This is a genomic window from Salinirussus salinus (assembly GCF_009831455.1).
GTDB classification, from domain to species: domain Archaea; phylum Halobacteriota; class Halobacteria; order Halobacteriales; family Haloarculaceae; genus Salinirussus; species Salinirussus salinus.
This window is the reverse complement of sequence record NZ_WOWO01000001.1, coordinates 148,191-160,132: the sequence shown is the minus strand read 5'-3', so window position 1 is coordinate 160,132 and position 11,942 is coordinate 148,191. Positions and strand designations below refer to the sequence as shown.

Sequence of the window (11,942 nt, the reverse complement as noted above, 5' to 3'; positions counted from 1 at the left end):
CGAGATGATCCGCCTGTCCGACGAGGCTCGTCGCCTGCTCGCGCTGTTCGAGGAGGAGACCGACGCGACCGCCCGGGACTGTATCGTCGACGACGAACACGACCGCGTGGTCTATCTGGTGGCGGCCGGGGAGATGGGCCAGGCGATCGGCGCCGGCGGCGAGAACGTCAAGCGCGTCGAGGACCGGCTGGACCGCGAGGTGAAGCTGGTCGAGGACGCCGCCACCCCGGAGGACTTCGTGGCGAACGCCCTGGCTCCGGCGGCAGTCTACAACGTCACCATCAGCGAGAACGACGACACCGTCGCCTACGCCGAGGTGGCTCAGGAGGACCACGGGGCCGCCATCGGTACCGGCGGCAAGAACATCGAGGCCGCCCGCGAGCTGGCCCAGCGACACTTCGATATCGACGGCATCGAGCTGACGTAGCTCAGGCCGCGTCCATCCCGCCGTCGACGAGGACCGTCTCGCCGGTCGTGTACGGCGAGGCCTCGCTTGCCAGGTAGAGAGCCAGTCCCTTGAGGTCCGCCGGCTGTCCGATCCGGCCGGCGGGGATCTGACCCACGAGTACGTCCCTGTCGACCTCGCCGAGTCCCTCCTCGGTCATCGCCGTCTCGATGAAGCCCGGCGCGATGGCGTTGACCCGGATGTCGTGGTCGGCGAGTTCGGCCGCCAGCTGGCGGGTGAGGTTGACGACGCCACCCTTCGCCGCAGTGTATCCCGCCAGTCCCTCCAGTCTCGTCCCGTTGAATCCCAGGATGGACGCAGTGTTGACGATGCGGCCGCCGCCGTGGTCCCGCATGTGGGCGGCCGCTGCCCGCGCGGTCAGGAACACGCCCCTGAGGTTGACGTCCATCAGCTCGTCCCAGGCGTCCATGTCGTACTCCGGCGCCGGGCCGCCGCGGATGGCGACGCCGGCGTTGGCGAAGGCGACGTCGAGCCCGCCCAGCGCCTCGACCGTCCGGTCGACCATCCCCTCGACCTCGCTCTCCTCGCTCACGTCGGCGACGACCGGCTCGACAGCCGCGTCGGTCTCCGCAGCCAGCCGGTCGGCGACCGCGTGGACCTCCTCGTCGATGTCGGCGACCGCGACGTCCGCCCCGCTCTCGGCCATCGCCTCCGCGAGGGCGCCGCCGATGCCGCCCGCAGCACCCGTCACCAGGGCCACGTCGCCGTCGAGCCGGAACCGGTCGAGCACCGTCATCGCCGTTCACGCCCGTTCATGCCGCCCCGTTCGCCGGCCGGGCTGGTATGTCTTGGTATCGCCGGGACCCGGCGGCTGGCAACTGTCGGGCGCGTGTTCACCACGGCTGCCGGAGGCGTACTCATGCGCCGCCGTCTCGACGCCCTGCCTGCCGTGCTGTTCGCGACCGGCGGGCCCGGCGGTGGCAGTCGGGGGGACCGTCTCGGTGACCGTTCGCGAGGTGTGGCCCATCTAGACCCGCTCCGTCTCGCGTACGGACAGGCCCGGCCCGGCGACCACCCGCAACTGCTCGCCGTCGGCGGTGTAGGTGACGGCGACTTCGGGCGGGTCGTCCGCCAGGACATCGACGTCGTGGGTGACGATGAACCGGTTCAGCGGCCCCTCCCGGACGTCGAGGCCGTGGTCGGCGTAGAAGCCGACGACCGCGGGCTCGAACAGGAGTGCGGTCCCGAGGTCGGTCACGAGTTCCTCCCCGCAGCGGGCGCAGGTGTACCGCGCGGTCGGGAAGTCGTACTCGTAGTCGTCGGCAGCGACCCCCGCGGGGTCGACAGCGACGTCGAAGCGCCCCTCGCAGAACGGGCAGAAGCCACTCGCGGCCTCGTACAGCATCACCCGGAGATACTGCCGGGCGACGACGGGGAACTGCCCGCGGTCGTAGCCGGCGAACACCCCCGGGGGGACCTCGAAGCGGGCCGAGAGCGAGCAGTCCGCGCAGTCGATGGTGACCCGTTCGTCCTCGTACCGGAAGGTGCGGTCCCCACCGCAGTACGAACAGGGCCGGTCGAGCGCGATGGGGTCGATGGACCCGCGTTTGGTGTAGGCACCCTCGAGCAGGCTCCCGATGACGCGGCGGCCGGCCAGCGCGAGTTCGTAGCCGTCGTCGGTCCTGCGGAGGAAGTGGCCGGCGAGCTTGTCGAGGTGGTAGTTGAACTGTCCGGAGTCCCCGACGCCGACGGCCTCGCGCAGCTCGGAGAAGGTGGCGGTCTGGTCGTCGGCCTCCCACAGCGCCTGGAGGATGGCGACGCGGGTCCCGTCCGCCAGGGCGGCGAAGGCGTCGGCGGGGTCGAGCGCGTCGGGGAACTGCTCGCCGTCACCGGTCTCGGACATGCCGGCGGGTCGGCCGGCGCGCACAAAAGGCTCCCGCCGGTGGCGAAGGTAGCGTGTAGTTGGGCTGTCGTGCTGCAGGGATATTGAGAGCAGCAAGAAAGCCCCGCCCAATTCGGCTGTCCAGGCCGGGCGGGACTGAAAGGGGCCGCTCGCGTGGCGGCTTCGCCGCCACGGCATGACGAGGTCGGCGGCGCCGACCTCGCGCTCGGCGCCTGAGACGACGCAAGCCGCGAGGCGCCGCAGGCGCCTCGGCCCGTGCGAACGGCAGCGAAGCTGCCGTGAGCAGACACCGCAACGGAGTGAGGAGCGTGGTTCGAGAGACGGCGAAGCCGTCTCTCGTCATCTGCTCGCGGGCGCAACGCGCCCGCTCGCACGGTTCGCGGGACGGAGTCCCGCGCTCATCCCGGAAATCTCCGATTTCCGGAGACAGCGAGTCGCAATAGCCGAGCGAGCGGGGGCTTTCTTGCTGCTCTCAGGTCTCTCCCGCCCTGAATCCCTTCACGAGACACCCCGTGGCGAAAGACGACGCTTAAGTGGCTCGGGGAGGTAGCGGAGTGCACTATGGCAAACGGCAAGTACGCCGCGCGGAAACTCAAGAAGGACCGCCAGAAGCGACGGTGGTCCGACTCGGAGTACGCGCGCCGCGAGCGGGGGCTCGGCGAGAAATCGGACCCCCTGGAGGGCGCCCCGCAGGGCCGGGGTATCGTCCTCGAGAAGGTCGGCATCGAAGCGAAACAGCCCAACTCCGCGATCCGGAAGTGCGTCCGGGTCCAGCTCATCAAAAACGGCAAGCAGGTCACCGCCTTCTGTCCCGGCGACGGCGCCATCTCCTTCATCGACGAGCACGACGAAGTGACCATCGCGGGCATCGGCGGCGCGAAGGGCCGTGCGATGGGCGACCTCTCCGGGGTCAACTACAAGGTTGAGAAGGTCAACGGCGTGTCGATGATCGAACTGGTGCGGGGCAACGCGGAGAAGCCAGTCAGATGAGCACCGACCAGCCCGAACCCGAGGCTCCAGGCAGCGAGGACAGCGACGCCCTCCTCTTTCAGCGCTGGAGCGTCGACGACATCGAGTACACCGACCCCTCCACCGAGCGGTACATCACCGTCACGCCCATCGCCCACACGATGGGGCGCCACGCCGACAAGCAGTTCAAGAAGTCGGAGATCAGCATCGTCGAGCGGCTGATCAACCGCCTGATGCAGACCGACGAGAACACCGGCAAGAAGCAGCTGACGACCTCCCTGGTCCGGGACGCCTTCGAGGCCATCCACGACCGGACCGGCGAGAACCCCGTCCAGGTGCTCGTCGAGGCCATCGAGAACAGCGCCCCCCGCGAGGAGACCGTCCGCCTGAAGTACGGCGGGATCTCGGTTCCCAAGGCCGTCGACATCTCCCCCCAGCGCCGGGTCGACCAGGCGCTGAAGTTCATCGCCGAAGGAGTCCACAGCGACTCCTTCAAGACCGAGACCGACGCCGCCGACGCCGTCGCCCAGCAGCTCATCGGCGCCGCCAACAACGACGTCTCCACCTACGCGGTCAACCAGAAAGAAGAGAAAGAGCGCGTCGCCGCCGCAGCACGGTAACGCGACCGGCTCTTCGCCTCACCCTGTTCGTTTTGCGCGTTCGCTCCGTCGTTCACCTGTGCCCGGAGCCGGCCGTCGGTCCGGGGTGTCCGCCCGGCTCGTAAACCAATGATTCTTTTATCGTTGACGTCGCACCGCCGGGTATGGCAGAACGATACGAGTCCGTCGAGCTGGTCGGCGACCGGACCGTCCGCTACGTCGCGTCGGCCGTCCTGCTCGCGTCGCTGACGGCGGTGCTGGCGTACGTGTCGATACCGGTCCCGGGGATCGCCGTTCCGTTCTCGCTCCAGCCGTTCGGGGTCTTTTTCGCCGGCCTCCTGCTCGGGCCGGTCTGGGGCGGGTTCGGGTTGGCGCTGTACCTCGCTGTCGGACTCGCCGGGGCACCGGTGTTCTCCAACGGCAACGCGGGACTCGGGTACGTTCTGGGTCCGACGGGTGGATTCCTGGTCGGATTCCTTCTCGCGGCGGTCCTGGTCGGCGCCGTCGTCCACCGCCGGGTCGAACCCCGGGACCTCCGGAGGGTGTCGGTCGTCACGCTCGCCGTCGCACTCGGCGTCGGGGTCGCCGCCATCTACGCCGTCGGCGTCCCCTGGTTCGCGTGGGCGCAGGGTATCCCCCTGGAGGCAGCAGCGACGGCCATGGCGCCGTTTCTCCCGCCGGACGTGCTGAAGGCGGCGCTGACCGTCGGCGCCGTCGCGAGCGGGAACGAGGCGCTCCGTCGGGCCACATGATCGAGGTCCGGAACCTGGTCCACCGGTACGACGGCGAGCCCGCGGTCGATGGCGTCTCCGTCACTATCCCGGACGGCGAGTGGGTCGTCGTCGCCGGCCCGAACGGCAGCGGGAAGACGACGCTGGTCAGACACTTCAACGCCTTGCTCGTGCCCGACGAGGGGGAGGCGCTGGTCGACGGGCGGTCGGCCGCCGACCACCCGGTCGCCGCGCGGACGGCCGTCGGGATGGTGTTCCAGCGGCCACGCGACCAGTTCGTCGCCGGGACGGTCGGCGCCGACGTGGCCTTCGGCCCCGAGAACCTCGGGCTGGCCCGGGAGGCCGTCGACCGCCGGGTCGAGGCGGCGCTGGCGGCCGTCGACATGGCCGGCCGCGGCGACGAGCGGGTCGACGCGCTCTCGGGGGGCGAACAGGCCCGGGTCGCGGTCGCCGGCGCGCTCGCGATGGAGCCCGACCACCTCGTGCTCGATGAGCCCTTCGCGGGGTTGGACTGGCCGGCGCGGCAGTCGGTCCTCGCCCACCTCGATGCCCTGCACGCCGACGGGACCGGTGTCGTGGTCGTCACCCACGACCTCAGGGACGTCCTGTCGCGGGCCGACCGGGTGCTCGGCCTGCGGGACGGTCGACTCGTCGTCGACGCCGACCCCGAGACAGCCCGCGACCGGTTACCCGACCTGGGTGTGCGCGTCCCGGGATGCTGAACTACCGGCCCGGCGACGGTCTCGCCCACCGGCTCGACCCCCGTTCGAAGCTCGCCTTCCAGGCGGGGTTTGCCGTCGCCGTCTTCGCGGGGCCGACGCCGGCGTGGCTCGCCGCGATGACCGCGCTCGCGGCGGGCTGTCTGGCCGTGGCGCGACTCTCCCCGCTTCGCGCGCTGTGGGCCTACCGCGTCGTGCTCGTCGTCCTGGCACTCGGGCCGGTCCTCGGCGGGGTCGTGCCGGGGCCGCCGTGGTTCCGGGTCGGCCCCGCTCTCGAGTCACTGCGGGCGGTCGCGCGCGTGGTGCCGGTGTTGCTCGTCAGTGCCGCGTTCATCCGCTCGACGCCCGTCCGGGACACCCGGGCCGCGGTCCAGCGGACCGTCCCGGGCCGTCCCGGGCAGCTGTTGGGCGTCGGTGTGGGGCTGACCGTCCGGTTCGTGCCCGTCGTCCGCGCGGACGTGCGCCGCGTCCGGGACGCCGTTCGCGCACGCGGGGGTGACGGGCGGTCGTTGCGGGACCGCGCGAGCCGGCTGGCGACCCTGTCGGTCCTGCGGGCGCTGGCCCGGTCGGACCGGCTGGCACTCGCACTCCGGGCCCGGTGTTTCGCCTACGACCCGACACTGCCGGCACTCCGGTTCTCGCGGCCGGACTACCCGGTGCTCGCACTGGCTGTACTGCTGGCCGCGACGCCGCTTCTCTAATGGCCGCGAACCTGGCGCCGCCGGTTAGTCGGCCGCCGGCCCGGAACCGCCCGCGTACGCGCGCGTGACGTCGACGAGGGCCTTCCGGTACTCGCTCTCGTCGGGCTCCGGCGACAGCGAGCGGAAGTGCCCTTTGAACTCCGCCAGGTCGACCTCGGGGGCGTCGGCCGCGGCCGCGTGCGCGAGGTCGTACAGCCGGTGGTCCTCGTCGACCAGCCCGTGGCGCTCCACGAGCGCGAGCGCGAAGGCGGCGTTGACGGCAGTGATCTCGGGGTCGGCAGCAGGAGTCAGTCGGGAGACCGGCTGCGCCGACTCCCCGTCCCGGGGCGGCTTCGCCGCCACGTGCTCCCGGGTCCCGGTGCCTGGCTCGGCGGGCCGGTCGGCGACCGCGGCCGCAAGCGAGGACTCGAGGAAGGCGACGAGCTTGTCGGCGGGGGCGACCTCCAGCCAGAGGTCGTCGGCGTAGATGTCCTTCATGTGGTTGGCGATCTGGTAGCAGTGGGTGAGCTTGCGCTGCTCGACGCTCCTCCCTGCGAGCGCGAGGAAGATGGCCTCCTCGGTGGACTGAGTGTGGGAGGGGTGGTCGGCCTCGTAGTGGTGCATGTGGGCGAACTCGTGGAGTGCGAGTTCGCGGGCCATCGCCGAGGTGGCGGCCTGCCGGGAGATAGTCAGCCGGTGGGCGTCGTCGGTGTGGCTGGCCCGGGTCCGTTCGTCGGGGTCGTCGACGATCCGCACGGTGACCGGCCGGGCGAGGTCACACTCGGTGGCAAAGAGGTCCCGTGCCCCGAGAAACGGGTCGGCCGGCCCCGGTCCGCGTACCTGCACGTCCATGCCTCTAGTGGGGGGACGTGACCGTATGACGCTTGCGCCGGTCGCAGGGTTTGCGTCCCCGTCCTGCGACGGTCGTTCTCGCCCGCCGTCCCGCCACGTGCCGCCCGTCGTCTCCGCGGCCGGTCATCCGGGACCGAACCGCGCCGTCGCGAACGCCTCGAAGGGGCCGGAGTACTGCATCAGCAGCGTCCCGACCACGCTCATCACGAGCACGTAGCCGACGGTGAAGGCGTAGAGGGTCTCAGCCACCTCGGTCGACAGCCCCGCACCGGCACCCGCCAGGGCCGCCGTCGCGATGATGAGGGAGAATTCCCCCCGGGAGACCATCCCCAGACCGACCCTGGCGGACCGCCGGGGGCTGAGTCCGTAGGTCCGCCCGCCCAGGTATCCCGAGACGAGCTTGGTCGGCGTGGTGACGAGGACGGCGACCAGGACGAGCCCGGCGACACCGGGCAGCAGCGCCGGGTCGGTCTCCAGCCCGATCCAGACGAAGAAGACGGCGGCGAACACGTCCCGGACCGGTTCGAGTAACCCCTCGAGGCGTTCGACCTGCGAGGTCGAGCCAAAGCCCATCCCGACGAAGAAGGCGGCGACGGCCTCGCTGACCCCGACCGCGAGCGCCACGCCGGCCACCAGGACGGTGACGCCGACCGCCCGCAACACCAGCAGTTCGTTCGAGCCGGTCCGGAGCGCCCGCTCGAAGGCGGGCGTCCCGACGTGGACGGCGACGACGAGGACGGCGATGAACCCCAGCGCGACCCCGACCGACAGCGCCGCGTCGCCGAGGCCGTCCCCGCCGGCGACGAGCGCGGCCGCCACCGCGAGGTAGACCGCGATGAACAGGTCCTCGTAGACAAGCGTCCCCAGCATCGGGTCGGCCTCGGGGTTCGCGATCCACCCCAGGTCGATCAGCGACTTGGTGATGATCGCCGACGAGGAGATGTAGACGATCCCCGCGACCAGCAGAGCGGCCAGCGCCTCCCCGAACAGCGCGAACCCGAGGACCAGCCCGACGCCGAAGTTCACCAGGAGGTCGACCGTACCGGCGGTGCCGATCCGGCTCCGGCTGGCCAGCAGCCGGTCGAGGTTGAACTCCAGCCCGAGAAAGAAAAGCAGAAAGACGATCCCGAGTTCGGCGCCGAGGTCGACGAACTCCGAGGCGGTGACCGAGGGGACGGCGACGCCCGCGACGGAGAGGTCGCCGGCGACCGAGGGACCGAGCGCGATCCCGGTGAGGATGTAGAAGGGGATCACGGACTTGTCGAGCCGGGCCGCGACCGCGCCGACGGCCGCGACGGCGGCGAACAGGACCCCGACCTCGAGCAGGTCGGCCACTACCGTCCCCCCTCGCGTGCCGGCGGGCCGATTACAGCCCGTGTTGTCTTCTGCCCGCCGCTCATTCGGCGCTCCCCAGAAGCGTCGCCTCGAAGGCCTCGCAGCTCTCGCGGTCGCCGACCACGACCAGCGTGTCGCCGGCCTCGATGGTCGTCTCCGGCCCGGGCCCGGCGATGACGTCGCCGTCCCGCTGGACCGCGACCACGGTCACCCCGGTCCGCTCGCCGACCGCGGCGTCTCCGAGGGTCTGCCCGGCCAGCGGCGACCCCTCGTCGACGGCGTACCACTCGAGCAGCGTCCCCTCGCTCAGCATCGTCTCGACGTGCTCGGACTCGACGGGCTGGAAGTACGCCCCCTCGAGGATCGTCCCGACGGTCCGGGCCAGCCGGTCGGACAGTTCCAGCAGCTTCTCCGAGTCGGCGTCGGGGCTTTCTCTCACGAACACCTCGCGTGTGCCCGTGTTGTGGGTGACGATGACGAGTTCCCGCCCGTCGCCCAGCGGGACCTTGTGGCGCTTGCCGACCCCGGGGAGGTCGCTCTCGGTAACGTCCATACCCGACCTTGTGCTCGCCCGGGGTAAGTATCCAGGTGACCGGTCACTGCATCGTCACGTAGCTCAGAAAGACCAGCGCGAGAAACTGTAGCGCCCGGAGGACGAGTACCGCCTCGCCGACCAGCGGGCTATCGGCGTACAGCGACCCCATGCTGAAAAAGAAGTAGATGGCCATGAGGTTCTCGAGGAGAAGCACCACCCCGAAGGCCAGCAGCGCGAGGGTGAGATTCGAGCGGAACGTCCGGTAGTTGCGCACCCACACCCCCGAGAGCACGACCAGGATGAGGGCGTTGACTCCCGCCAGCCCCATCGCGCCCATGACTGCCGGTCCCATCGCCATCTCAGTTCACCTCCTCGGTAATCTCTTCGAACGTATCCCAGTGTCGTTCGAACCGGTCGGTCAGAAAGTACAGCGTGCCGTAGTCGCTCCCGCCGGGTTCGACGACGTCGTGTTCCTCGAGCATGTCCAGGTGGTGGGTGACGGTGTTGTAGTCGACGTCGAGGCGGTCGGCCAGTTCGTTTGCGTTCCGGGGCCGGGCCTCGAGTTCGCGGACGATACGGACCCTGTTTGCCCCGCCGCGCGTGCCCGCGAACAGGTACCACAGGGCCTTCTCCATTGGCTGTCCCTTGATGCCGGGAGTATCCTGAAAGTCGTTTCGACACCGTGTCACGGCCGACCGGGGCCGGAAAACGTGACGGGCACCGGTGGCTCGATCCGGCCGGACGGGCGCCACGCTACACACCGACCGTCCGCCGGACCCACCCGGAGGCCCCGGAGGGGAACGACGCCGAGCGCTCGCCGGGCTGGACGGTTCCAGTCCCGTCGACCGCCCGGACGACCACGTCGTGGCTCCCCTCGGGTACGAAGCGGTGGCGCCACTGCCGCCAGACGTCCTCGTCGGGCAGCGGGTCGGAGAGGGTCGCCTCGACCCAGGTGTCGCCGCCGTCGGTCGACACCTCGACGGCGTCGACCCCGCGGGTCCCGGCGTAGGCGTGGCCGGCAAGCTCGACCCGACCGTCCTCCAGTTGGGTGACCCCCTCCTCCCAGAGCTTCGCGACGGTGTTGACCGGCCCGGTCCCCTCCCAGCCCCGCTGCTCCCAGTAGCCGTCCACCTCCCGGTCGAGCACCTCGACCTCGGTGAGCCACTTGACGTTGGTCTCCCCCCAGTGACCGGGGGCCAGTATCCGGACCGGGTGGCCGTGCTGTGCGGGGAGTTCCTTCCCGTTCATCCCCCAGGCCAGAAAGCCGTCCCGGAGGACCTCGATGGGGTACTCCACGAAGTAGCCGTCCTCGCCCCGCAGGACGACACAGCCACACTCCCCCTCGGGGTCGACCGCGTCGAGCAGCGGCGCGATGGGCGTCCCGGTCCAGACTGCGGTGTCGAGTTTGCGGCCGTTGAGGTCCTCGCCGACACACCGCAGCGTCACGAAGCGGTGTTCGACCGGCCGCTCCAGCAGGTCCGCGAAGTCGACGGTCAGCCCCCGTTCGGTCTCGCCGGTGACAGTCAGCGACCACTCCTCGGCCGGGAGTTCGGGCTCGAACTCCGCGATGTCGACGTTGTAGAAATTCCCGATCTCGCTGACCAGCCCCGGGAGCTCGTCGCTCTCGACGGACAGCGACCGCTCCTCGGCTTCCTGCAGTCGGACCTCTGCACCGTCCGCTCCGGGGGCCGCACCGAGCGGGTCGGTACCCGAGCGGAGAACGCCGACGCCGGTCGCGGCCCCCAGGAAGGCGACGGCGCCCGCGACGCTCCCGAGCGCGCGCCGGCGGGAGGCGTCGAGTTCGGGCGGAGTGCGCCGGGGGCCCGCCGCTGCTCCGACAGCGACGGGAACGGCGGCCCCGAGTGCGAGGGCGGGGGCTCGCGTGAGCAGTGCCGCGAGCGCCCAGGCCGCCAGCCCGGCCAGCAGGCCGCCGGCGAGCCGGCTGTCGAGACGTTCGGCGACCCGGACCCCGCCGAGTGCGGCCGCGCCGAACAGCCCGACCGCAATCGCGAGCGCCAGCCCGATGTGCAGCAGGTGGGCCTCCGCGCCCACGTTCTCGATCATGAACGCCACGACCGGCCCCGGCGTGGCCGTGACGACGGCGGCGTCGATGGGCGCGGCGACGAACGACCGGGTGTAGCCCGCGACGGCGAAGGAGCCGGCGACGCCGGCCGCGCCCGTCAGGCCCGCGGCCCCCAGCTCGTACCGGGAGGGGATGTCGACCATCTACCCGTCCATCGACCCGCCCGGCGTCAGGGTCACCCGGATGGCGTCACTCACCGCGGGGTAGTCGTAGCCGTCCATGACGCCGTCGACGGGCCGGACGACGCCGCCCTCGTCGGCGCCCTGGTCGGGGCTGTCCTGGGCGGGCGCCTGGTCGGGGTCCCGGCCCGGCTGCCCGTTGGGCTCGGTGCCGGCGTCCCACAGCCCGACGCTGTCGGTCACGTCACCCGCCACCGGCTCGCCGCCCTCGGGCCACAGCTCGATCCCCTCCGCGCCGGGCGCGAAGAAGAGGTCGTTCGAGGGGACGAACATCGAAGCGAAGGAGAGCCGCTGGCCGGGTTCGGCCTCGACATCGAACTCGAAGGCCCCACCCGGGGCGATCGGGGGTGCGCCGGGTACCTCTCCCATCGGGTCGTTAGGGTCCGCGACCGTGTTCTCGGGCGTGTAGGCTCCCGCGGCGTCGACGCCCATCGAGCCCGCCATGTCCTGGAGTTCGTCGACCAGCCCCGGCTCGTTCATGAAGCCGGTCGGCGGGCCGGCCTCCGCCAGCGCTTCGAGCCCGACCGAGGCTTCCTCCCCCTCGGTGAAGATGGGATTCTCGCCGGTGTGGACCGCGTACGCGCCCGGGGTGACCCATATCGCGCCGCCCGTCGACGTCTCGGCGCCGTAGAAGTCCGTCGGGGCGACGTTCTCGATCCGGACGGTCACCGTCGTCGGCCCGCGCATCATCCCCTCGTCCGTCTCGGTCATCCCACCGTCCATGGAATCGGTTTCGGTCATCCCGTCGTCCATGGACTCGGTTCCGCCACCGTCCCCGCCGTCCCCGTCGTCGCCCCCGCCGGCACAGCCGGCCAGGGCGAGCGCAGTCGTGCTTCCCGCCACCGCGAGGAACCGTCGCCGCGTCGTGTCGTCTGACATCACGGCCGGACCGAGGGAGGACTGTTGAAAGTAAATTTTTCAACATGTCTTCGGAGTCGGGGCAAGATGTCT

Annotated in this window: 15 protein-coding genes; 6 read left to right on the top strand and 9 right to left on the bottom strand. The window is 71.0% G+C overall.

All coding sequences use genetic code 11. The features are described from left to right. Positions 1 to 4 precede the first annotated feature (4 nt). Entirely contained in the window at positions 5 to 427 is a 423-nt protein-coding gene (locus GN153_RS00770) for a NusA-like transcription termination signal-binding factor (protein WP_159898799.1), read from the top strand. Position 428: 1 nt separating this feature from the next. Here GN153_RS00770 and GN153_RS00765 read toward each other — a convergent pair whose 3' ends face one another. After that, a complete protein-coding gene (locus GN153_RS00765) occupies positions 429 to 1,202 on the bottom strand; it encodes an SDR family NAD(P)-dependent oxidoreductase (protein WP_159898797.1) in 774 nt (257 codons plus the stop codon). Between the two features lie 231 nt (positions 1,203 to 1,433). Next, positions 1,434 to 2,309 carry a winged helix-turn-helix domain-containing protein gene (locus GN153_RS00760; RefSeq protein WP_159898795.1) on the bottom strand — a complete coding sequence of 292 codons (876 nt, stop codon included), beginning with the start codon at positions 2,307 to 2,309 and terminating at the stop codon, positions 1,434 to 1,436. A 561-nt stretch (positions 2,310 to 2,870) separates the two neighbouring features. On the opposite strand from GN153_RS00760, the gene GN153_RS00755 reads away from it, so the two are divergent. From GN153_RS00755 to GN153_RS00735, 5 genes are all read left to right on the top strand, one after another. Continuing rightward, positions 2,871 to 3,299 (top strand): 30S ribosomal protein S12, encoded by a 429-nt coding sequence (locus GN153_RS00755; RefSeq protein ID WP_159898793.1) that lies wholly within the window; start codon positions 2,871 to 2,873, stop codon positions 3,297 to 3,299. Beyond that, positions 3,296 to 3,898, top strand: coding sequence for a 30S ribosomal protein S7 (locus tag GN153_RS00750; RefSeq protein ID WP_159898791.1), 603 nt, complete (start codon positions 3,296 to 3,298; stop codon positions 3,896 to 3,898). The genes GN153_RS00755 and GN153_RS00750 overlap by 4 nt, the downstream gene beginning before the upstream one ends. A gap of 143 nt (positions 3,899 to 4,041) precedes the next feature. Beyond that, the gene (locus GN153_RS00745; RefSeq protein WP_159898789.1) at positions 4,042 to 4,629 is read left to right on the top strand and encodes a biotin transporter BioY; all 588 of its coding nucleotides are present in this window, start codon (positions 4,042 to 4,044) and stop codon (positions 4,627 to 4,629) included. Next, positions 4,626 to 5,330, top strand: coding sequence for an energy-coupling factor ABC transporter ATP-binding protein (locus tag GN153_RS00740; protein ID WP_159898787.1), 705 nt, complete (start codon positions 4,626 to 4,628; stop codon positions 5,328 to 5,330). The genes GN153_RS00745 and GN153_RS00740 overlap by 4 nt, the downstream gene beginning before the upstream one ends. Next, the gene (locus GN153_RS00735; protein WP_159898785.1) at positions 5,324 to 6,028 is read left to right on the top strand and encodes an energy-coupling factor transporter transmembrane component T family protein; all 705 of its coding nucleotides are present in this window, start codon (positions 5,324 to 5,326) and stop codon (positions 6,026 to 6,028) included. The genes GN153_RS00740 and GN153_RS00735 overlap by 7 nt, the downstream gene beginning before the upstream one ends. A 24-nt stretch (positions 6,029 to 6,052) precedes the next feature. On the opposite strand, the gene GN153_RS00730 is transcribed toward GN153_RS00735, so the two are convergent. The 7 genes from GN153_RS00730 to GN153_RS00700 all read right to left on the bottom strand — a co-directional run bounded on the left by GN153_RS00730 (position 6,053) and on the right by GN153_RS00700 (position 11,870). Continuing rightward, positions 6,053 to 6,859, bottom strand: coding sequence for a DUF5781 family protein (locus GN153_RS00730; RefSeq protein ID WP_159898783.1), 807 nt, complete (start codon positions 6,857 to 6,859; stop codon positions 6,053 to 6,055). Between the two features lie 123 nt (positions 6,860 to 6,982). After that, complete coding sequence (locus GN153_RS00725; RefSeq protein WP_159898781.1) at positions 6,983 to 8,194, bottom strand: cation:proton antiporter; 1,212 nt, start codon at positions 8,192 to 8,194, stop codon at positions 6,983 to 6,985. A 61-nt stretch (positions 8,195 to 8,255) separates the two neighbouring features. Next, positions 8,256 to 8,747: a cation:proton antiporter regulatory subunit gene (locus GN153_RS00720; protein WP_159898779.1), complete on the bottom strand. Its 492-nt coding sequence runs from the start codon at positions 8,745 to 8,747 to the stop codon at positions 8,256 to 8,258. A gap of 43 nt (positions 8,748 to 8,790) precedes the next feature. Continuing rightward, positions 8,791 to 9,087 (bottom strand): hypothetical protein, encoded by a 297-nt coding sequence (locus GN153_RS00715; protein ID WP_159898777.1) that lies wholly within the window; start codon positions 9,085 to 9,087, stop codon positions 8,791 to 8,793. Between the two features lies 1 nt (position 9,088). Next, positions 9,089 to 9,364: a winged helix-turn-helix domain-containing protein gene (locus GN153_RS00710; protein ID WP_159898775.1), complete on the bottom strand. Its 276-nt coding sequence runs from the start codon at positions 9,362 to 9,364 to the stop codon at positions 9,089 to 9,091. A gap of 118 nt (positions 9,365 to 9,482) precedes the next feature. Continuing rightward, positions 9,483 to 10,955, bottom strand: coding sequence for a molybdopterin-dependent oxidoreductase (locus GN153_RS00705; protein WP_159898773.1), 1,473 nt, complete (start codon positions 10,953 to 10,955; stop codon positions 9,483 to 9,485). Further along, positions 10,956 to 11,870, bottom strand: a complete 915-nt coding sequence (locus GN153_RS00700) for a spondin domain-containing protein (RefSeq protein WP_159898771.1) — start codon at positions 11,868 to 11,870, stop codon at positions 10,956 to 10,958. It abuts the gene before it with no gap. Positions 11,871 to 11,942: the final 72 nt, after the last annotated feature.